This window comes from Pseudoalteromonas sp. McH1-42 (assembly GCF_022347845.1).
GTDB classification, from domain to species: domain Bacteria; phylum Pseudomonadota; class Gammaproteobacteria; order Enterobacterales; family Alteromonadaceae; genus Pseudoalteromonas; species Pseudoalteromonas rubra_D.
The window spans coordinates 16,183-36,054 of the sequence record NZ_JAKRFU010000015.1 but is presented as its reverse complement, the minus strand read 5'-3'; the positions used below and the strand labels follow the sequence as shown (position 1 = coordinate 36,054).

The window sequence follows — 19,872 nt, the reverse complement described above, 5'->3', positions numbered from 1 at the left end:
AGCGTATGAAACGCGTTTTGCTATCGCTGACGGCTGGTCTTATTGCTGCATCAGGCCAGGTCATTGCAGATCCATTTGGGGTTTACCCCTTTAAAATACCGCCACAGTATCAGGCTGAGTTGAGCGATTACCGTACAGACTGGACACGCGTAACGGGGTTTGAACACTCAGGATTACATTGGCAGCAATTTATCGTCGTGTTTCTGAATAAAGATGTCAGAGTGTATGAAAGCAACTATCTGGAGTATTTGCGGCTCTACCAGGATTACGATGAGGATGAAGACGAAGAAGAGCCTGTGCCTAACTTTAAGCCCTACTCACCGGGCACGATTGTTTTAAAAGAGAATTTTTCCTCTCAGTCGGGGTCGCCCCACGAAGCTCTGACAATCACTATGATGATTAAACGTCAGCCAGGCTACTCGCCTACACACGGTGATTGGGAATATGTGCAGTTCGATAAGCAAGGTAAAGTACTGCTAGCGGGTAAAGGCACGGATAGTGCGATACAAAAAGTGTGTGCCAGCTGCCACGAAAGTATCAAAGAGCGGGATTACATTTTTGCGAACTTCTATTCAAAGAGTAAGTGAATTATTGAATATTACACTGACAAGGGCGCACTAAAATGTGTATAAGTATGCGCCCGGGTGCAAGGCATTATTATAAATCTTCATTTTTAAATTTTTTGTTAACGTGATATTTGTTGTGTTTAATATTTATACAACATGGAGCACGTTATGTTTAAGAAAACCTGTCTAACTTTAGCTGTAGCTATATCTGGTCTGTCAACGCAGGCGGCCTGGGCACAAGATTCATTTTGCCCAAGGGTGGAAGGCTTTTACTCCACCTGGGATTATCCTGCGGGTGGTCAGCTGGATGTTCAGGATCTGGCCACTGATAAACTCACTCATATTATAGTGGCATTTGCCTATCCTAATGCCGATGGTACGCTGAACACGCTTGAGGCCGACCGCTATATTGATGACATTGTGGCACACGCGCACGCTAACAATACCGGTGTAATGATTTCAGTCGGCGGTGCCGGGGTTGACTTCCTGTCAATGGACGAACAGGCAAGAGCGAATCTGGTAACAAACCTGGTTGCTTACGCTGAGCTACACAACCTGGACGGTATCGATGTCGACTGGGAAGACTGGAGTACCTACAACCAGCCAAACCCGGTTGAGAGTGGTTATTTGCTTAATCTGGTCAAAGACCTCAGAGCTGCATTACCCGCACACCTTGAAGTGAGCGTAGATGTTCAGGCTGGAGGCTGGTCTGGCATTAATTTTCATCCAGATCTGGATGAGCATGCCGATTATATTCGCTTTATGGCCTACGACTACACCGGAGGCTGGGGTGGCTCACCGAAAAACCATCACGCAGCCTGGTCGTATATCCATGATGGTCTGGTGAATCCTGCGCAATGGAGCCAGAGCATGATCACTAAGTACGACGTGAGTAAAACCAGTCTGGGGATCCCTTTTTATAACAAATCATTCCCTGATGGCGTCAGTGGCCCGGTGATAACGTACACAGCGCGTGAGATTGTAGAAACCTTTGTTGATGGGGTAGGTGTGGACTACAACGCGGGCTTTTATGAAATGGATAATTATCTGCACTTTTGGGAAACCCCTGAATTGGTTCGCACAAAGTCGCAATTTGTTGCCGACAATGGCTATCCTGGCATTTTTATCTGGGAACTCCATCAGGACGCACGCGGTGACAAGAATAAGTTGTTAGATGCCATTGGCGAGGTGCTACCTAAGTGTCAGCCTTGTAGTGACGCCTGGCAACCATACCCCAGTGTTTACCAAACAGGGGATGTTGTGAGTTTTGAAGGGAAAAACTGGCGTGTCAATGGTGGTCCATTACATGGTGTTGCACCTATGACTGAGGGTCATGCTCACAGATATACTGAATTGGGTACATGTCAGAATTATGTGGCAGCCCGATAAGGTTCAGCTTATATAAAAAAGCCCCTAAAGGGGCTTTTTAACACTCAATAAGATTAGTAGGTTGCACTGCCTTTTGTGCGCGGGAAGGCGATAACGTCACGGACGTTGCCCATACCCGTTACGTAAGCAACTAAACGCTCAAAACCTAGACCAAAGCCCGAGTGTGGCACAGTGCCGTATTTACGCAGGTCGCGGTACCAGCTGTAATCCTCTTTATCCAGACCCATTTCTTCAAGGCGCTGATCCAGAACATCAAGGCGCTCTTCACGCTGAGAACCACCAATTATCTCGCCAATACCCGGTGCTACAACGTCCATCGCTGCAACGGTTTTTCCGTCTTCATTCTGACGCATGTAGAAGGCTTTAATGTCGCGCGGGTAGTTTTTGATAACGACTGGCGCATTAAAGTGTTCCTCGGCCAGGTAACGTTCGTGCTCTGATTGCAGATCGACGCCCCAGTCAACCGGGAATTCAAACTTCTTACCACAGTTTTTCAGGATCTCGATAGCATCGGTATAGTCAACCTGTGCAAAGTCTTTGTCGATAAATGACTCAAGACGCGTGATAGCCTGCTTTTCAATACGCTGGGCAAAGAACTCCATGTCATCACGGCGCTCATCCAATACGGCCTTAAAGGCATATTTCAGCATATCTTCAGCAAGGGCGGCGATGTCGTCCAGATCGGCAAAAGCAACTTCTGGCTCAACCATCCAGAACTCAGCCAGGTGGCGTGATGTATTGGAGTTTTCAGCACGGAATGTTGGGCCAAAAGTATAAATCTTTGACATTGCGCTGGCATAGGTTTCACCGTTTAGCTGACCAGATACAGTCAAAAAGGCTTCTTTACCGAAGAAATCTTCGCTGTAATCGATGTCACCTTTGTCTGTACGTGGCAGATTTTGCATATCCAGTGTAGAAACACGGAACATTTCACCGGCACCTTCACAGTCACTTGCCGTGATGATAGGCGTACTGATCCACATGTAGCCACGCTCGTGGAAGAAACGGTGGATAGCCTGTGACAGGCAGTTACGAACACGGGTAACTGCACCAATTACGTTAGTGCGCGGACGCAGGTGAGCATGCTCACGAAGATACTCGATACTGTGACGCTTAGCGGCCATTGGATAGGTATCCGGATTTTCAACCCAGCCCAGTACTTCAACCTTGTTAGCCTGAATTTCAAATGCCTGACCCTGACCTTCAGAGGCAACCAGAACGCCGGTAACGGCTACAGAGCAGCCTGCGGTAAGACGAGTCACTTCTTCATAATTATTAAGCGAATTAGGGACTACGGCTTGAATAGGATCGAAACAAGAACCGTCATGGACGGCTAGGAATGAAATACCTGCTTTTGAATCGCGTCGTGTACGGATCCAGCCTTTTACAGTAACCTGGCTGTCTACCGCAACGGTGCCTGCTAGTAGCTCCGTTATCGCTGTGTGGCTCATCTTTACTCCAAAATGATTATTTATAATTAGTCTGTTGCGTGTGTTGTTTAACTCACTGCCATGACCACGCTTTTTGCGCAGTCAGCTATGTCGTATCTTACCTGCGATAGACACATAAAAAAACCATCAAATGCCAGAGTAAGGCAATTTCTTTGGGCTTTTTTACACCCAATGGCAACTGACAGGGGATGTGAGTTCGATAATTGACCATTTGAGCTGATTCTTCCCGGAGATAGAGAGTAGTTTGGTGATTCGATACTAAAAAACAGCTTGCAGGTACTTGATGAATTACTTAAATGCGAAAATTATGGCATTATGTCACTCTACTACTAAGAAAAACTGGATATAAGTCGTTCAATAGATGAAACAGGCATTTATATTACGGGGATTACCTGGCTCTGGGAAAACACATTACGCCTATGCGCTGGCAGACGAGCTGGTGGCAGGCGATGAGACACAATTTGTCATTTGTGCAACAGATGATTACTTTCATAATGAGCAAGGCGAGTACCATTTTGAGAAGTTCAGGTTACCGGAATATCATAATCTGAATCTGGCACGCTTTATTAATGCGATGGCTGAGGGGATCCCGCTGGTGATAGCTGATAACCCTAATATTAAACGCTGGGAGTTTGTGGCCTATGCCAGTGCTGCACAGGCGATGGGATATCAGGTAAAAGAAGTGATTGTTGGCGAAGTCAAAGATAAGTCGATGCAGCATTTATATGCCAAACGCAACACACATGGCGTCGCTCTGAGAACTATCAGCAAAATGGCGTATATGTTCGAATGGTAACCAAAAACAATGGGTTATTAAATAAAGAAAAAGCCGACATGAATGTCGGCTTTCTTATGCATTGATGATGCCCTTACATGGCGTCGTATTCGTCTTGCCAGAAGAACTTCTCCTCGCCAAATGCTGGCTTGAGGCCGTCCAGCCAGGTCGCTTCTTCATCATATTTGGCAAAGAAAGGTCTCTGAACCCAGTCCGGGTTACGTGCCTGAATGAAACGCAACACGAATACTTTCTCACCGTTGATTTCAGTCACACCTGATACCTCGACTTTACCTGGACCCGCACTCATAGAAGGTCCGCGTACCGTCCGGCTTACACCCGAAACCTCTTTATAAGCGTCACGGAAAATTTCCCAGGTTCTGTACAACGGTAACTCAAAGTAGCGCTTGGCGCCGGTGTCACGCTCAATGAACATGTAATATGGGATCATGCCCATCTGAGTTTGCTCTTTCCACATTTCAGACCACATTTCAGGGTCGGTGTTAAGGTGGTTAAGTAGCGGAGCTTGAGTCCGGATCTGGGCACCCGTTTTACGTAGCAGCTTAATCGCTTCTTTAGCAATGTCAGTGCGCAGCTCTTGCTTGTGGTTAACGTGTGCCATGATTGACACATGCTTTCCGGCATCAACCAGCTCTTTGAGCAGTGCCAACAAGTCTTGTGCGTCTGGATCTGTGACATAACGGAATGGCCAGAAAGTCAGAGATTTGGTACCAATACGGATAGTACGAATGTGATCAAAGCGCGGCTCTTTTAGCGCTTCGAGGTACTTACGCAGTTTTACTGTACGCATTACCATAGGGTCGCCACCTGTCATAAGAAGATCGGTGACTTCGGTATGCTCTTCAAGGTAGCTGTGCAGCAGCTCTTCATCGTTGTTGTTAAAGCGTGTTGCTTTACCTACGAACTGTGCCCAACGGAAACAGAAAGTACAATAAGAGTGACAGTACTGGCCCTGTGCCGGGAAGAACAAGACAGTTTCTTTATACTTGTGCTGAATGCCTTCTACACGCTCTCCGTCAAAGGTCGGGACGTTTTTGTCCATCTGACCGGCCGGGTGCGGGTTGAGCTTTTGTCTTAGTTTAGTCGACAGCTCGAAGACTTCTTCTGGCGTATGCTCGCGCTTTAGCAGCGCTGCCATTTCTTCATAAGACTCATCGTCCAGCATGCCACGTTGCGGGAAAGTAAGCTGGAAAACGGGATCATTAGGCACCTTGTCCCAGTCAATGAGTTCTTCAATAACATAGTTATTAACGCGGAAAGGGAAAACGTTTGCAACCACCTTCATCTGGAAGCGCAGGTGCTCAGGCAGTTTTTCAAGTTGCTCAATTTTATCAATCTGACGATGTTGATAAACAGTAAAGCGGGGCGGCTGATAAGCTTCAGCTGGCTGCAATTTGACGGTTTGTTGCATAGTAGCTCGATTCTCGACTTTATTCGGAATTTACAATCAAAGTCGCCTAGTCTAACAAAGCCGTGAAATGATTTCAGGTACAATCGATGAAATATCGTAAATAATTGCAAAATTGGCAAAAAAATTACCAACTTTGCATTTTTTGTCGAACTTTATTGCAGTGCAGGTCTTGATTAATATGCGTCCTGCTCGATGGCCTGATAGATGCCTTCTGCCAGATATGCAATATCTTCATCCGATGTGATATAGGGAGGCATCAGATAGATCAGTTTGCCAAACGGGCGGATCCATAAGCCTTTTTCGATAAAGAAGCGCTGTATTTTTGCCACGTCAATTGTGCGATTTAGTTCAACAACTCCAATCGCGCCGAGTACTCTGACATCCTGCACGGCATCCAGTGCTTCGCAACGCTCAAGCATCCGTAAACTTTGTTCCAGACGCTGAACGTGCTGCTGCCAAACATTACTTTGCAATAGTGTCAGGCTGGCATTGGCGGCAGCACAAGCGAGTGGGTTGCCCATAAAAGTAGGGCCGTGCATCAGTACTTTGGCTTCGCCCTGGCTGATCCCAACGGCTATCTCATCAGTGGTAAGTGTTGCAGATAGTGTCATAGTACCACCGGTCAGGGCTTTACCCAGGCAGAGAATATCTGGGCTGATATCGGCGTGCTCACAGGCGAATAACTTTCCGGTGCGACCAAAGCCTGTCGCTATTTCGTCGAGGATCAGCAAAACGTCATACTTATCGCACAGTGTACGGAGCTTTTTGAGGTAGTCCGGGTGGTAGAAATTCATACCACCAGCATTTTGCACTATTGGCTCAATGATAAATGCTGCAACATCCTGGTGATGCGCGACAAATGACGCTTCGAGCTGCTGTAATTCTTCTTCAACAGCGCCTTCATTGAAACGCCCGGATGGTGCAGGTACAAAAATATGCTCCGGCAGGAAGCCCTGATACATACTGTGCATGGAATTGACCGGATCGCACACGCTCATCGCGGCAAAGGTATCACCATGATAACCCTTTTGGGCCGTCATAAGTTTGGTTTTGCGATTATGGCCCTGGCTTAACCAGTACTGCAGGGCCATTTTAATTGCCACCTCAACACTGACTGAACCGCTGTCCGCCAGAAACACCTTATTCAGTGGTGCAGGAGTCATGGCCACTAGCTTTTTACATAGTTCAACTGCGGGAGCATGTGTGAGTCCGCCAAACATCACATGACTCATCTTGCCTGCTTGTTCAGTGATTGCAGTTACAATATCCGGGTGATTATAGCCATGAATAGCGCTCCACCAGGATGCCATACCATCAATCAATTCTTCGCCAGTCTCCAGATGAATGCGATTACCTTGTGTATGACTAGCTGGATAAACGGGCAGCGGATCCAGCATAGAGGTATAGGGATGCCAGATATGGGTTTTATCAAAGGCTAAATCAATAGTGTTATTATTGCTCACTTGTAAACCTTGCTTAAGTGGTCTGTGTTGACAATGGTAAAGCAAGAAGTAGACTAAGCCAATCACCGTCATAACAACTGACTAAAAAATGTCAGTCAAAAGAAGAGAATAATTATGGAATTGGGCACAGTACGTCACGATTGGACGCATAAAGAAGTTAAAGCACTATTTGAAATGCCATTCAACGATCTGTTGTTTCATGCCGCGAGCATCCACAGAAAAAACTTTAATCCCAATGAAGTACAGATCTCTACACTCTTGTCTATTAAAACAGGTGCTTGTCCGGAAGATTGTAAATATTGTCCTCAGTCGGGCCACTACAAAACCGATCTGGAGCGTGAACGCCTGATGGAAGTTGAAAAAGTGGTTGCACAGGCCAAAGTGGCTAAAGAAAAGGGCGCAACGCGCTTTTGTATGGGCGCAGCCTGGTCTGATCCAAAAGACCGCGATATGCCCTATATTGAAAAGATGGTTCGCGAAGTCAGAGAACTGGGCCTTGAAACATGTATGACCCTGGGTAAACTCGATAATGACAAAGCACATGCGCTCAGAGAAGCAGGCTTAGATTACTATAATCACAACCTGGACACGTCACCTGAGTACTACGAACAGATCATTACCACACGTACTTATCAGGACCGTCTGGATACACTCGATCACGTCCGTGATGCCGGTATGAAAGTCTGTTCGGGCGGGATTGTAGGCATGGGTGAGCAAGCCTCTGACCGTTACGGCCTGCTTATGCAGCTAGCGAATCTACCTAAGCAACCAGAAAGTGTGCCAATTAACATGTTGGTTAAAGTGGCTGGTACCCCCCTTGAAGACGTTGAAGATTTAGATCACTTTGAGTTTATCCGTACCATTGCGGTTGCACGTATTATGATGCCATACAGCTATGTGCGTTTATCTGCGGGTCGTACAGCAATGAACGAGCAAATGCAGTCGATGTGTTTCTTTGCCGGTGCAAACTCGATTTTCTACGGCGATAAGCTACTCACCACAGAGAACCCGGAAGCCGATGCAGATATGAACCTGCTTAAAAAGCTGGGCATGCAACCGGAGAAACGTCAGGATTACTCAGACGAAGCCTATGAAGCGTCTCTTAATTCTGCAATCGCAGATAAAGCAACGTCTGAATTGTTCTACGAAGCCAACTAAATGGCTTTTGAGTTCATCGATGCAGCCCTCCAAGCCCGGGCTGCGGCATCTTTACTGCGTCATCGTCAGTGTATAGGCAAAGTTTCAGCCCGTGAAATCGAAGTTGACGGCGAAACTTACCTGAATTTTGCCAGCAATGATTATCTTGCCTTAGCCGATGAAACGCTTAGCCAGACGGCCCAGCCCGGCAGTCGCAGTTCGGCGCTGGTGACGGGGTTTCAATCAGTCCACTCGGCTTTTGAGGCACAGTTGTGTGATGCTTTTGGTTACGACAGGGCATTATTGTTCGCCAGTGGTTTTGCTGCGAATACCAGCGTGCTTCAGGCGCTATTTAACGATCCGGCTGTAGGGCGTGAATCTGAGTTGTTTCAGGACAAGCTTAATCATGCCAGCTTGCTGGATGGCGCATTACACAGTCAGGCTAAGCTAACACGGTTCAATCACAACGATATCACCCATTTGCGTGCGCGGCTGGAAAAGTCTAAAGCAAAAAACAAACTGATCGTGACTGAAGGTGTATTTTCGATGGACGGCGATTGCGCGCCTTTGGTGGATATCGCTCAGCTTGCAAACACGCACAGTGCCTGGCTGATGGTTGACGATGCCCACGCACTGGGCGTGCTGGGTGATAACGGACTTGGCAGTATTGACAGTGGTGTTAAGCCAGAGTTGTTGGTGATCACCTTTGGTAAAGCGATGGCTTGTCAGGGCGCTGCGGTGTTATGTAGTGAGCGCGTGCAGCAGTATTTATTGCAATTCAGCCGCGAATACATTTACTCCACGGCAATGTCACCAATGCTGACAGAAATTGCAATTAAGCAGTTTATTAAGTTATGCAGTGCCAGCTCACAAAGAGCAGCATTAAAAGATAACATTGCCTATTTTACCCAAACGGCGGCGCAACTGGGTATTCCGGTTCTGCCATCGACAACTGCCATACAGCCTGTCGTGCTTGGCTCGGCAGATAACGCACTCGCAGCCCAACAGCAATTGAAAGCGCAGGGAATATGGTTGACTGCCATCCGGCCACCGACAGTACCGCAAAATGCTGCCCGGTTACGTATCACCCTGACTGCGGCGCACACCTCAGCAGACATAGATACCTTGCTCAATGCACTTAAGGAGGCGATATGAGTGTTTCAGTAAAAGCACAGGTTGCCTCGCGTTTTTCGCGTGCATCTCAGGTTTACGTGCAGCATGCGAATGTCCAGCAACAGGCCGCAGAGATCTTACTTAAGAAAATCACTCAGCGATGTAACAGACTTTTAGACTTAGGCGCAGGTCCCATGCAGCATTACGAGGCGTTAAGTCAGCGTTGTGCGCAATTAGTAGCATTGGATTTGAGTGCTGGTATGTTAGGGCAAGGTCCTGAAGATGCGCTTAAAATCTGTGCGGATATGGACAACTTACCGCTCGCGGATAACTGCGTTGATGCTATTTTTAGTAATTTTGCGATTCAGTGGAGTCAGGATCAAGCCAGGTTATTTGCAGAGCTAAAACGGATTTTGAGACCCGGGGGGAAAGCCTACCTGAGCATTGTAGCCGACGGCTCTTTGTGCGAAATACAGCAGGCCTGGCAAAGCGTAGACGCGCACTGTCATGTTAATCGCTTTACCCCATTTGATGCGCTACTGACGCACGCCGACGACGCCGGGCTTATCATTGATGATGCTGAATTGATGTGCCTGAAAGAAACCTTTAGTACGGCTCAGGCGGCCTTTAAATCAGTAAAGGCGATTGGCGCCAACCAATTACAGCATGAAGGCCAGCGTCGTGGCTTGCTGGGAAAAGCACAATATCGTAAATTATTGGCTGGGTACCCGCTTACGAATGGTCGGGCTCAGTTGAGTTATCAGGTCGCCTTAATGGAGCTAACTAAATTATGAGTGCATTCTTTATCACTGGTACAGACACTGAAGTGGGCAAAACCCATGTGTCTTCGCTGCTGCTTAAATTATTGGCGCAAAGAGGCAAGAAAGCGCTCGGCTTTAAACCGCTTGCAGCAGGCGCTGAAGAAGCCTTTGGCCAGCTTGTGAACGAAGATGCGCTGAGTCTCATGGAAGCGGCTTCTGTGCACGGCAAATATGAGCAGATCAATCCATTTTGTTTCGAGCCACCTATCGCACCACATATCGCTGCGCAGCGTGCCGGGGTGACCATTAGCTGTGAGGCATTGAGTGAAAAATATCGTGAGTTAAGTACCTTAGGTGCAGAGTATACGCTTGTTGAAGGCGCCGGTGGCTGGGCGTTACCTATCAACGACACCCAATTCTTGTACGACTGGATTAAACAGGAGCAATTGCCCGTGATCCTGGTTGTTGGGATGAAACTGGGATGTCTGAACCATGCATTTTTGACCGAGCAAGCTATTAGTGCAGCCGGTTTGAACTGCGTAGGGTGGGTGGCCAATCAGGTTGATCCTGCCATGCAGGAATATGAAGCTAACCTGGAGACCTTAAAACAACGATTAAATGCACCTCTGCTTGGGGTAGCGCCGTACAGCGAAGGGACACCTAAATTGCAAATCCACAGTGCATTGCTCGATTTATTGGGCCTTCAGCACAGCGCAAATGCGTGACCCACTTGCGTCAACCGCACCGTAGCGATAACTCGGTATTTTCTATACTGAGTTACGCGGGTCTGAGTCTGGCCCTGCTGTTACTACTGTTTGTTATTCCTCGAGAAACACCCATTCAGGTTGTGCCTGTTATTCAAGGAAAGGCAATCAACCATTGCCACTACCGTTGTGCGCATGACAGAGCGATAAAAGTGCAATTGTTAGCGAGTGGCCATCTATACTTCATGTATGAAAAGGTCAGCTATCCTCTGGCTGAGCGCCGCAAGCTTGGTGAATTAATAGATAAGTTACTCTTTGAGGACTCAACAGAAAGTGTTTGGTTGTATATATCACCAGACGCGACAGTTGAAGATGTCATTACGGCGTCAAACTTGTTCCGACAGCACTCAGTGAACCGGATCGTCATTGGCAAACTTGAAACAGGAGCATAAGCGTATGATCAGTTGTAGTGACTACGACTATTTTGAGATTGTTTGCTTGTTTCACTATCCGGTGACTATCAATCTGCGTAGCGGTGAACAGCTCTCGGGCGTGGCCCTGGACTTGTGCCGTGATGCGCAGAAGAATGAGTGTTTAAAGCTGAGTGTGGGGGACCAAGCCAGCCTAGTGCAACTGACCCAAATCACCAAATTGACAATCAATACCACCAACCCACACTTTAGTGAAAAGCTTTTTAGCTAGCCTGTCGACTTTCTTGGTCAAATAGTAAAAACTGCTTGTTATGCTTTGTTTTATTTTTAGGAGTACGGATGACATTCAGGTTTAATGTATTTGGCAAACGCATGTCAGTAAGCCGGGTTGAGGCACAATGGCAGCTATTTAATGATTCTGACACGGGTATGCGCGCCAGGGTATATGATACCAATTTCACTTAATACCTGGTCTATTTGAAGGAGCAAATATGACGCTAACAGCGTTAAAAATTTCTCATTTAGAAGAACTAAATAGCAAAATTTTTGCCTCGCCTATATGGACGTAGGTGCCTCAGCGATAGCAGGACGCGAGAGCGGTGTTATCGACTATATTTTCTCGCCTCAAAATAGAACACTTAATTAAGCAAATTGGTATGATGTCGTGATCCCTCCCGAGCTGGATGAATCTGAACTGGCCCGATATCTCGACGATATTTATCACGAACACTCTTCAGAAGCCCATCCCAGGGTGATATTGCTCGATTAGTGGGTAAGTCGCCATTCGGGGTGGTGACTAGCTGTACCCTCAAAGCGCAGACATGCCTACGATAGTCGCAGCTCAGATAGTGTCGACTTTGCAGATTTTTGACTATCTTTAATAGCAATAAGGATATCCAGTCATTAAGCAGTTGATTGGGTTCATTAAGTGAATACCGGAGACACCATGAATCTGCTTAAGCGCTTTTCTATAATTCAATTGTCTATTATTAGCTCAGCTGCCTTACTTATTTTTATTCTTATACTGCTTAGCAAAGTCTCCTATCAGTATTGGCAAGACATTGAGGCAACCTCAAAAGACATCGCTTACATAGGGTTACTGGATGCAATGGAAAAGGTGGCGCATCATCATGCTGTTGAGCGGGGGCTCACGGCTGGCTTTTTGGGCAATCCTAGCGGGCAAACCCGACAAGCGGTTGCGGCGCAACGTATCAAAGCGGATGCTGCCGTTGCTGCGCTGGAAGGTTTGTACAATGGTGCATTTAAAGACGATGACAAAGTGCAAAAGTGGCTACCTAATTTGTTTACACTGCTGAGAGAAAAGAGCGCGTTGCGTCGTCAGGTGGATCAACAGCAGGGCAAAAATGCATTTAATTATTACAGCCATGTCAATCAACTTGCTCTGAATACCGCGATGCGCATGCAGGCTTATGTTACAAACCGGGAGCTGGCGTCCAATTTGTCCATCGCATTTTTGATGGCGCAGAGTAAAGAGCGCAAAGGACAATTACGGGGCAAAGTGAATGGGGTGCTGGCCAGGCAATCTGCTGATGACGCTGTGAAACGGGATCTTGCTTATTATCAGCTGCAACTTACTTTGTTAAAAGAGCAGCTTGAAACGGCGTTGTCCGGAGACACGCTGAGTGCCTATAAACAGCTGATGTCTGATAGCCGTGCTCAGGCGCTTGATAAGGTGATCACTGCCATTGCTAAGGGCGATAATATTGACTATTCACAACTACCGAATAGCGGGCAGTGGTTTTCGCAGGCGACCGGGCAAATTAAGGACGTTAAAGCTTTACTCGACAGCCAGTGGGCACATACGCGTGAAATCAGTGAGGCGTATAAAGCAGATCTGATCAGTCAAATGACCTGGTTGTTTGTGTTGTTCATGATTTTTATGCTTATCATCATAGTGATCAATACGCATTTGTTTACTTCTTTACGCAGTGAGCTGAATGAGCTAACCGGTATTTTGACTAAAGTTGCGAATAACGGTGATTTGACCTTAGATGTGAGGCTAAAAACCAGTGATGAGCTGGGTAAAATCTCCGAGTCGATTCACAATACGGTGTATGCCTTTAAGGATCTGCTGGTGGGGTTATCCAAGTCCATTAACGTAGGGACTAAGCTTGGTAATCAAATGGAAAAAGCTGCCAGTCATGTGACCGAAGATGCGCAGCGCACCCAGAGTCTTGCTACCAATATCGCAGCGGCCATTGAGCAAATGGCGGCAACCAGCGAAGACATCGCAAAAGCGGCGTCAGATACGTTAAACGCCAGTGATCAGCTCAATGATGAATCTAAAAAGTTACTTGAAGACAACCAGCGTAATCTGGATGCCATGCATGTACTGTCGCAGAATATGGAGCAGGTCAATGAAATGGCATTGAACATGGAGCAACAGGTGGAGGAGATCAACACTATCCTGGACTCTATCCGCAGTGTGGCCGATCAGACCAACCTGTTAGCGCTTAATGCGGCTATTGAGGCGGCCAGAGCTGGTGAACATGGTCGGGGCTTCGCGGTGGTTGCTGATGAAGTCAGGGGGCTTGCCAATAACAGTAAAGGTTCATCTGAGCAGATCTCGACTTTACTCAGCAACCTGAATGACATTAGTCGCAATGTGGTGAATGCCATCAAAGAAAATACCGGGTTGGCCAGTAATATCATGAGTGAGGTGGAGCAAACCCGGCAGGTCTCCATGCAGGTGAGTGACCATAGTACTCATGTGGAGCAACTCACGACCTCAGTAGCAACGGCAGCGCAGCAGCAGTCTGTTGTTGCACAGGATATTTCCAGTAACACCACAGCAGTATTAGATGCAGCGAATGAGGAACTTGAGACCTCACAGGCATTAAAACGACTCTTTGATGACATGAAACTGAACAGTGATACACTACAGCGTACTATGGACAATTTTAAAATTGATTAAGCGCAGTATTATCAACACGCTCTGCGCGGGACATCATGTGAGTGCAGGTTATGTGGAAAAAACTATGGCGCTGGGAATCAGGAAGACAAGACTCGGGCTACGATAAAATGCTGTTAGGCGGTGCAATCTGGCCCATTAAATTCGACTGTTACCTGATCCATTTCCCGGCGGGCAGTGAAATCAAACAACACGTGGATCAGGTCACCTCCGGTAAACATTACCGGCTCAATATTATTCTCAAACACGCCAAACAAGGCGGCGAATTCATCTGCCAGAATACCTTGCTAAACTGGTCAAGGGTTAAATTATTCAGACCTGATACAGAACCTCATGCTGTAAGCAGAATCACTGAGGGTAGTCGCTACGTATTGAGTATTGGTTGGGTCCATACGTGACATAAAGCTTATTTTCTGGAGTTGTAGACGAAAAACAGGCGTGTAATAAAGCCTTCTAAAAAAGTCTGTACCCTTAATGTCATTCATACGCATTACTTAGGCATGGTGAGCGTGTGAAATACAAAATATCTGTTGAGAATCTGAGGGGTGAGAAGTACAGGGTTCAATAGGTCCCAACTGACATACTGTATAGGGTGTTCAACTGATGAAAGTAATAGTTCTTCTTTTCTTATTGTTTGTTGCTTTTTTCTCTTCTGCTAAAAACAAAATTGCTAAATACCCCCGTGATATAAGTCCCGATTGCAGAGATGGCGTTGCAAAAATATACGACGAATGTTCGGATCAAAAGAACATCATTAAAATGGCCTTGCTGGAAGCAAACTCAACCAATAAAACGGTATTGCTAGTGTATGGCGCCGAGTGGTGTATCTGGTGCCATGTTTTTGATAAGTACATTGATGGTCAGCGTCGAAAATATGTTTATGAATGGCAATATGATAATGAGCCTCTGAAGTGGAAAATGTATGAAAGGGGTTCAAGAAATATAGACCGTAAGGCACTGGACCTGAATAAATATGTCTCAGACAACTTTGTTGTGGCCTATATAGAAGCCGATTATTCACCCAATGGAGCCGAAGCAATTGAAGGTATAGGGGTAAACTCTGAAGCGATACGAACCTTTCCGTTTTTCTTTTCCATTGATTCGACCGGACAATATGCCGGACATATGCAAGCCTATAACTCAATCAGTGGTCTTGAAAAACGTACGGATAGTGGCAGGGAATATCGAGGCTTTGACAGAGTCATCCTGTTAGGCGAGCTCAAAAAGCTCCGAAGTGCAGCAATGCTTAGTGACAGGCAGCTTCAACAATCTCTCAACCAACAGGGCTAAGCATTCTTATGAAATATCTAAGGGTCTGGGAGGGTATATTCAGCATGGCTCAGGTATTGAGCCAGGAAAACAAATCAAATAAGGATAGTTATGTATTTAATCTGGCTGTTGGCAATACATCTGGTGTTGTGTGTAATTATTGGTACGCGGGTTTGTCTGACCCCGACACTAACACTTTAGACTAAGTTAAAATTGCTGCTAATTGCGCTGCTCTTGCCTGTTTTTGGTTCTATTTTGAGTTTCGCGATAAGTCGCAAGATGGAGTTTGGAAACACCGACAGTGGCTGGTACTTTAGCGGCTCAATAGACTCCCCGGGTGATGGAGGTGGCGATGGAGGTGGTGCTGGAGGTGAATAGGCTCCTGGAAATGCACAGGGTCTTCCTATGCACAAAGGCTTGTAATCCAAGCATTATGTGCTTTGCGCAATGGGTAGCGCATAGGCAATAAAGATCATGTAAGATATATTCCGCCTCAGGGCTTATGTTTATCTAATCAAGGGAAGAACAATGAGAAAAAATCTAGGCCTTGTTATTATTTTAATCGCTGTACTACTGAGTACATTCCCTTCTTACGCCGATGAAGTCTATCGGCTCAGGTTGTTCTTTGGGCTGTCATTGCCAGATGGCGGCGGTGTCTCGCTGGAGCAATGGCAAGCGTTTCAAAATGACGAGATAGTGAAGACCTTTGATGGCTTTAATGTCGTGGACTCGGTGGGTTACTACAAAGGTAAGCCAGAGCGCTCGAAAGTCGTGACCGTGATTGTAGACGAACAGGGCGTTAAAAAGGCCAAAATACTGGCATCTCTGTATGCTAAAAAATTCAAACAGGATTCCGTGATGATAGTGAAAGTGCCGGTTGCTGAATGGAGCTTTATCGGGCCTGATTATGGCAGTACTTCCAAAGGCCAATAGCCTTTTATATTTTAAAAGCATATAAAATAGGTGAGGTTTTATTCCATGAACTCAGAAGTACTGATGAAGCTTTTACTGTTTTTAAGTTTTGTCTTTTGGTCGACACTGTCACATAGCAAGAGGGAAATAAGCATTGAGGCTTCATTAACACTGGAACAAACTTACCTTGAAGAAAGTCTGGTGAAGGGCGATGAAGTTGTCATCGAGATGGTGAAGTCCGGTAATTTCTCTCCTGACCCACAGGTCAGATTTGACTATCTTAATTTCTACTTTCCTGAAAAAGAGACCCGTGTATTGGGCTATCAGCTTGTTTATTTTAATTATGAACATGCAGATAAGTATATTGGGTGCTGTGTTAACCATGGAACAGCGGTTGTACTCAGCAAACTTCCCAGTGAATCTGGCACCGATTTGCAAAAATTTGCTAAGCGTAACTTCTGCATGATCTCAAAAGGTGATCATATTTATATGCCTGAGCAGATAAAAAACCGGATCATAATGGACGGTTTCGATTTAACTAATTTGATAGAGTTATCATGCAAAGAGCGCGATAGACGCGAATTTGAAGAAGAAGCTATGGTTCAAGAGGTACAATAAACTAAGTTATGCAAATCTTTTTAGCGTTAGTTATTTTGTCAATATCATCGGCGTCGTACGCCGATACTTTGGTTACGGCTGAGTATGAAGCAACGGTCACTAGATTATGTGAAGATACAGATGTTGTGTGTGATAACGTTGTTTTAAACTTAATACACAACTTTAAAGGCGAGAAGTTACGACTGGGCGGAAAAATACGACACAAAAACTGCCTTAGCCCGGACGTTGAATGCACGTTCATAGGGTATGAATTTGAAGGAAAGCAGCTGGTTTACATGCTCTTGCCTGATGGTATGTTTCAAATCATCAACCAAGATGGCGAACTAGTATATTCAGAGCAAGGGAGTTGGCTGTAAGCTTATTATGATCAGCATGAGTATAGAAACAGCTGTTTTATTGAGAATGATTGGCTATTTGCTTTTTTTAGTATTGCCGATATTCGTGCTGTTTTTTAAAGGCCTTTGCCGAAAACCTTTCAAAGTACTGACGAGGTATACGCTCTGTGTTGTGCTAATGTATCTTGCCTTAGCAGCTCCTGTGTACAACTTAAATTATCAGCTAGATTTGGTTGTTGCACAGATGGACAGAGATGGCAATGGATCCATTAGCCCTGTTGAAGAAGCTACCTGGACTGAAGCGGAAATAAAAGCAAGAAAGATGCGGGTTGCCGACGGGGGCAGGAATGTGTTTGGTTATGCCCTTGCGCCATACCTTGCATTAGTTTATAGCGCTATTGTGTTCTTAATGAGCTATTTGTCTATATTGTTCTTTGGGAAAATTAAAACCCGAATGTTTTCTTAGCAATGTATGAGAGCATTAATGCGTAAAATAATTAGGCTTGTAGTATTGCTTTGTGCTTTAACTTTGTGCGCGTCAGCGTATGCAAACCCCTGTAAAACTGTCTCAGGTACGTTATCGGTTTGGAACGGACACCCTCCAAGCTTAAGGCTATCGGATACATCGGATGGTATCCTATATGGTGTTGAAGAAGCGGGAGATGGGCCCAGGAAAGAAGCACTACCGCCGGGGCTTTATGAACGCTTTTTATCGGGTGAAAATCACATTATAGGCACTTTTTGCTTGGAAATACTGGAAGATAAATATTCTCTTGTATATGACAGCTCTGAAATTAGGTTGGTGAGAATCCGTCTTTATTCAGAGTGAATAACCCCAGCTCACTGAAGCGAGACTTTCAAAGTCAACATCGCGGGGTTGAGCAGGGGAAATTACCCTTGCTCCTTTTCTCTTGCCTGATAATTTGGCAGTAGCTCTTCTACAATCTTCTGTGCCGCAATGGTGTAGCGCACGCCGCTGAACATCACTGAGGTGTTTTCTTCAATACCGGTGATCCCGGTCAGTGTCCAGCCTTCGCCTTTTTCCGGGCACCATACTTTGGTGGTAGGGGGAATGACAATATACTCTTCGCTCATCTTAACGACTCCTGACGGCTGTTACTTAAGGTCCGATAGTTTATACTAATTCTGAGTAAAAGAGAGGGCTTTATTGAAAGCTTTTAGATGATGGAACCCCATGCAAATTAAAACACCCAGATTACTGCTGAGGCCGGTAAATTATCGTGATGTACCGGCGCTGGTGGCGCTGTTAAATGACCCTTTGGTAAGTCAGTATAATGATTACGGAACGCAACTGACGCAGCAGGAAGTCAGAGCAATGTTACAGGCCGATTTGGAAGACTTTTATGAAGGACATGGCGGGCGCTTTGCCATTGAGCATGAGGGTGTGTTTATAGGGACTATTGGACTATATGACTGTGACGTAAAGGCAAAACATATTCACCTCGGCATCGAGCTTGAACCAAAATTTTGGCATCAGGGACTGGCCTCAGAGGCGCTCAGTGCAACCCTAAATGCGTTGGGTACAATGGTACCTGGCTGCAAGGTGTCACTGGTATTGGGTAAGGTTCAGCAAAATAATTTGGCATGCCAGCGCTTGTTGAAACACTGTGGGTTTCGAAAAGTCAGAGATGGTGCCATTGCCATCTTCGCGTTTTGTCCGTTGCGTGAAGAGGCCGGTTACTTTGATGAGTATGCAGCCTTTGTCAGTAGTTAGCTATCTATGATAGTGCTTTTTCACCTCTCGGGGCTGTTCACTGAAATACAACTGAAATTGTCGGCTAAAATAGCTGTGATCCGTAAAGCCCACCGAAAAAGCAATTTCACTGATTGAATCGTTGGTCTCTATGAGTAATTTTCGGGCTTGTTCGAGCCGTACCTGAGTCAAAAACTGTTTTGGCGTGATATTCAGGTGCTTTTTAAAGCGTCTTTCTAGTGCACTGACTGACAGGTGGCTCGCCTCTGCTATATCCGTCAGTTTTAGTGGCTGAGCAAAGTTAGCTCTGATGTATTCTACTGGTGTCTTGAGCGCGCTCATTCCAGGTTGTGTGCAGCTAGGTGCATGGAGCTTTTTTGACATACCATAAGTACCGACAATCTCGCCTTGTGAAGAATACAGAGGGCGTTTGGAAGTAACATACCAGGCAAGGTCGTCGGAGCCTTCGGGTTGGTTTACTTCAAGCCGTTCGGTAACCAACTGACCAGCCATCACTTTTTCATCATCTACCATATATTGGTGGGCGAGGTGAGCTGGTGCAAAAGCCAGGTCGGTCTGACCAAGTATTTGATGTAAAGAAGACACACCTATGTGCGCAAGGAACGCTTCATTACCGTGCACGATTTCCCCTTTTGCATTTTTTACCCAAAATAACGTACCCGGGAGTATGTCGAGCATGGCTAATAATTGAGAAAAGTGAACAGAATCGAAGAACGTATCGCTCTGATTGCAATCATTATCCATAGCTTTGTAGCCTATTCTTTTTTACTTCTTTTTATTTATACAATATACATTATTTCAAGTCACTAAATTTAAAGAACTTTGTCATTAGGGTGTCTTCTTTGAATA

At 45.9% G+C, this 19,872-nt stretch carries 22 protein-coding genes; 17 read left to right on the top strand and 5 right to left on the bottom strand.

Annotation, left to right across the window (positions count from 1 at the left end):
* Nucleotides 1-5 precede the first annotated feature (5 nt).
* Both MHN31_RS14635 and MHN31_RS14630 read left to right on the top strand, forming a co-directional pair.
* Complete coding sequence (locus MHN31_RS14635; RefSeq protein WP_239444593.1) at nucleotides 6-587, top strand: cytochrome P460 family protein; 582 nt, start codon at nucleotides 6-8, stop codon at nucleotides 585-587.
* A 147-nt stretch (nucleotides 588-734) separates the two neighbouring features.
* Nucleotides 735-1,955, top strand: coding sequence for a glycoside hydrolase family 18 protein (locus tag MHN31_RS14630; protein ID WP_239444592.1), 1,221 nt, complete (start codon nucleotides 735-737; stop codon nucleotides 1,953-1,955).
* Nucleotides 1,956-2,008: 53 nt separating this feature from the next.
* Here MHN31_RS14630 and asnS read toward each other — a convergent pair whose 3' ends face one another.
* The gene (gene asnS / locus MHN31_RS14625; protein ID WP_010384545.1) at nucleotides 2,009-3,406 is read right to left on the bottom strand and encodes an asparagine--tRNA ligase; all 1,398 of its coding nucleotides are present in this window, start codon (nucleotides 3,404-3,406) and stop codon (nucleotides 2,009-2,011) included.
* A gap of 361 nt (nucleotides 3,407-3,767) precedes the next feature.
* On the opposite strand from asnS, the gene MHN31_RS14620 reads away from it, so the two are divergent.
* Complete coding sequence (locus tag MHN31_RS14620; RefSeq protein ID WP_239444591.1) at nucleotides 3,768-4,202, top strand: AAA family ATPase; 435 nt, start codon at nucleotides 3,768-3,770, stop codon at nucleotides 4,200-4,202.
* 73 nt (nucleotides 4,203-4,275) lie between these two features.
* Here the strand turns inward: MHN31_RS14620 and MHN31_RS14615 are convergent, their stop codons facing one another.
* Nucleotides 4,276-5,613, bottom strand: coding sequence for a lysine 2,3-aminomutase (locus MHN31_RS14615; protein ID WP_010384549.1), 1,338 nt, complete (start codon nucleotides 5,611-5,613; stop codon nucleotides 4,276-4,278).
* Nucleotides 5,614-5,786: 173 nt separating this feature from the next.
* Nucleotides 5,787-7,076, bottom strand: coding sequence for an adenosylmethionine--8-amino-7-oxononanoate transaminase (bioA, locus tag MHN31_RS14610; protein ID WP_239444590.1), 1,290 nt, complete (start codon nucleotides 7,074-7,076; stop codon nucleotides 5,787-5,789).
* 114 nt (nucleotides 7,077-7,190) lie between these two features.
* Here bioA and bioB point away from each other — a divergent pair, with 114 nt between their 5' ends.
* The 13 genes from bioB (at nucleotide 7,191) to MHN31_RS14550 (ending at nucleotide 17,754) form a co-directional block, all read left to right on the top strand.
* Nucleotides 7,191-8,234 (top strand): biotin synthase BioB, encoded by a 1,044-nt coding sequence (gene bioB, locus MHN31_RS14605; RefSeq protein WP_010384553.1) that lies wholly within the window; start codon nucleotides 7,191-7,193, stop codon nucleotides 8,232-8,234.
* Complete coding sequence (locus tag MHN31_RS14600; protein WP_239444589.1) at nucleotides 8,235-9,368, top strand: 8-amino-7-oxononanoate synthase; 1,134 nt, start codon at nucleotides 8,235-8,237, stop codon at nucleotides 9,366-9,368.
* Nucleotides 9,365-10,120: a methyltransferase domain-containing protein gene (locus MHN31_RS14595; protein ID WP_239444588.1), complete on the top strand. Its 756-nt coding sequence runs from the start codon at nucleotides 9,365-9,367 to the stop codon at nucleotides 10,118-10,120. The genes MHN31_RS14600 and MHN31_RS14595 overlap by 4 nt, the downstream gene beginning before the upstream one ends.
* Nucleotides 10,117-10,812 carry a dethiobiotin synthase gene (gene bioD, locus MHN31_RS14590; RefSeq protein WP_049865943.1) on the top strand — a complete coding sequence of 232 codons (696 nt, stop codon included), beginning with the start codon at nucleotides 10,117-10,119 and terminating at the stop codon, nucleotides 10,810-10,812. The genes MHN31_RS14595 and bioD overlap by 4 nt, the downstream gene beginning before the upstream one ends.
* Before the next feature lie 5 nt (nucleotides 10,813-10,817).
* On the top strand, nucleotides 10,818-11,243 hold the full coding sequence (locus MHN31_RS14585) for a hypothetical protein (RefSeq protein ID WP_239444587.1): 426 nt from the start codon (nucleotides 10,818-10,820) through the stop codon (nucleotides 11,241-11,243).
* Between the two features lie 4 nt (nucleotides 11,244-11,247).
* Nucleotides 11,248-11,493 (top strand): Rho-binding antiterminator, encoded by a 246-nt coding sequence (locus tag MHN31_RS14580; protein ID WP_239444586.1) that lies wholly within the window; start codon nucleotides 11,248-11,250, stop codon nucleotides 11,491-11,493.
* Between the two features lie 68 nt (nucleotides 11,494-11,561).
* The gene (locus MHN31_RS24260; RefSeq protein ID WP_275446819.1) at nucleotides 11,562-11,687 is read left to right on the top strand and encodes a hypothetical protein; all 126 of its coding nucleotides are present in this window, start codon (nucleotides 11,562-11,564) and stop codon (nucleotides 11,685-11,687) included.
* 481 nt (nucleotides 11,688-12,168) lie between these two features.
* Nucleotides 12,169-14,157, top strand: coding sequence for a methyl-accepting chemotaxis protein (locus tag MHN31_RS14575; protein ID WP_239444585.1), 1,989 nt, complete (start codon nucleotides 12,169-12,171; stop codon nucleotides 14,155-14,157).
* A 50-nt stretch (nucleotides 14,158-14,207) separates the two neighbouring features.
* On the top strand, nucleotides 14,208-14,552 hold the full coding sequence (locus MHN31_RS14570; RefSeq protein WP_239444584.1) for a 2OG-Fe(II) oxygenase: 345 nt from the start codon (nucleotides 14,208-14,210) through the stop codon (nucleotides 14,550-14,552).
* A 205-nt stretch (nucleotides 14,553-14,757) separates the two neighbouring features.
* Complete coding sequence (locus MHN31_RS14565) at nucleotides 14,758-15,444, top strand: hypothetical protein (protein WP_125559665.1); 687 nt, start codon at nucleotides 14,758-14,760, stop codon at nucleotides 15,442-15,444.
* A 507-nt stretch (nucleotides 15,445-15,951) separates the two neighbouring features.
* Nucleotides 15,952-16,356, top strand: coding sequence for a DUF3574 domain-containing protein (locus tag MHN31_RS14560; RefSeq protein ID WP_239444583.1), 405 nt, complete (start codon nucleotides 15,952-15,954; stop codon nucleotides 16,354-16,356).
* A 45-nt stretch (nucleotides 16,357-16,401) separates the two neighbouring features.
* The gene (locus MHN31_RS14555) at nucleotides 16,402-16,953 is read left to right on the top strand and encodes a hypothetical protein (protein ID WP_239444582.1); all 552 of its coding nucleotides are present in this window, start codon (nucleotides 16,402-16,404) and stop codon (nucleotides 16,951-16,953) included.
* Between the two features lie 372 nt (nucleotides 16,954-17,325).
* The gene (locus tag MHN31_RS14550) at nucleotides 17,326-17,754 is read left to right on the top strand and encodes a hypothetical protein (RefSeq protein WP_239444581.1); all 429 of its coding nucleotides are present in this window, start codon (nucleotides 17,326-17,328) and stop codon (nucleotides 17,752-17,754) included.
* 425 nt (nucleotides 17,755-18,179) lie between these two features.
* Here the strand turns inward: MHN31_RS14550 and MHN31_RS14545 are convergent, their stop codons facing one another.
* A complete protein-coding gene (locus MHN31_RS14545) occupies nucleotides 18,180-18,383 on the bottom strand; it encodes a hypothetical protein (RefSeq protein WP_010384575.1) in 204 nt (67 codons plus the stop codon).
* A 100-nt stretch (nucleotides 18,384-18,483) separates the two neighbouring features.
* On the opposite strand from MHN31_RS14545, the gene MHN31_RS14540 reads away from it, so the two are divergent.
* Nucleotides 18,484-19,023, top strand: a complete 540-nt coding sequence (locus MHN31_RS14540) for a GNAT family N-acetyltransferase (protein WP_239444580.1) — start codon at nucleotides 18,484-18,486, stop codon at nucleotides 19,021-19,023.
* Here the strand turns inward: MHN31_RS14540 and MHN31_RS14535 are convergent, their stop codons facing one another.
* Nucleotides 19,024-19,767, bottom strand: a complete 744-nt coding sequence (locus MHN31_RS14535; RefSeq protein ID WP_010384579.1) for an AraC family transcriptional regulator — start codon at nucleotides 19,765-19,767, stop codon at nucleotides 19,024-19,026.
* Between the last annotated feature and the right edge of the window lie 105 nt (nucleotides 19,768-19,872).

Coding starts and splice junctions, on each gene's coding strand:
- MHN31_RS14635 (WP_239444593.1), top strand. CDS start 6: ATGAAACGCGTTTTGCTATCGCTGACGGCTGGTCTTATTGCTGCATCA.
- MHN31_RS14630 (WP_239444592.1), top strand. CDS start 735: ATGTTTAAGAAAACCTGTCTAACTTTAGCTGTAGCTATATCTGGTCTG.
- asnS (WP_010384545.1), bottom strand. CDS start 3,406: ATGAGCCACACAGCGATAACGGAGCTACTAGCAGGCACCGTTGCGGTA.
- MHN31_RS14620 (WP_239444591.1), top strand. CDS start 3,768: ATGAAACAGGCATTTATATTACGGGGATTACCTGGCTCTGGGAAAACA.
- MHN31_RS14615 (WP_010384549.1), bottom strand. CDS start 5,613: ATGCAACAAACCGTCAAATTGCAGCCAGCTGAAGCTTATCAGCCGCCC.
- bioB (WP_010384553.1), top strand. CDS start 7,191: ATGGAATTGGGCACAGTACGTCACGATTGGACGCATAAAGAAGTTAAA.
- MHN31_RS14600 (WP_239444589.1), top strand. CDS start 8,235: ATGGCTTTTGAGTTCATCGATGCAGCCCTCCAAGCCCGGGCTGCGGCA.
- MHN31_RS14595 (WP_239444588.1), top strand. CDS start 9,365: ATGAGTGTTTCAGTAAAAGCACAGGTTGCCTCGCGTTTTTCGCGTGCA.
- bioD (WP_049865943.1), top strand. CDS start 10,117: ATGAGTGCATTCTTTATCACTGGTACAGACACTGAAGTGGGCAAAACC.
- MHN31_RS14580 (WP_239444586.1), top strand. CDS start 11,248: ATGATCAGTTGTAGTGACTACGACTATTTTGAGATTGTTTGCTTGTTT.
- MHN31_RS24260 (WP_275446819.1), top strand. CDS start 11,562: ATGACATTCAGGTTTAATGTATTTGGCAAACGCATGTCAGTAAGCCGG.
- MHN31_RS14575 (WP_239444585.1), top strand. CDS start 12,169: ATGAATCTGCTTAAGCGCTTTTCTATAATTCAATTGTCTATTATTAGC.
- MHN31_RS14570 (WP_239444584.1), top strand. CDS start 14,208: ATGTGGAAAAAACTATGGCGCTGGGAATCAGGAAGACAAGACTCGGGC.
- MHN31_RS14565 (WP_125559665.1), top strand. CDS start 14,758: ATGAAAGTAATAGTTCTTCTTTTCTTATTGTTTGTTGCTTTTTTCTCT.
- MHN31_RS14560 (WP_239444583.1), top strand. CDS start 15,952: ATGAGAAAAAATCTAGGCCTTGTTATTATTTTAATCGCTGTACTACTG.
- MHN31_RS14555 (WP_239444582.1), top strand. CDS start 16,402: ATGAACTCAGAAGTACTGATGAAGCTTTTACTGTTTTTAAGTTTTGTC.
- MHN31_RS14550 (WP_239444581.1), top strand. CDS start 17,326: ATGAGTATAGAAACAGCTGTTTTATTGAGAATGATTGGCTATTTGCTT.
- MHN31_RS14545 (WP_010384575.1), bottom strand. CDS start 18,383: ATGAGCGAAGAGTATATTGTCATTCCCCCTACCACCAAAGTATGGTGC.
- MHN31_RS14540 (WP_239444580.1), top strand. CDS start 18,484: ATGCAAATTAAAACACCCAGATTACTGCTGAGGCCGGTAAATTATCGT.
- MHN31_RS14535 (WP_010384579.1), bottom strand. CDS start 19,767: ATGGATAATGATTGCAATCAGAGCGATACGTTCTTCGATTCTGTTCAC.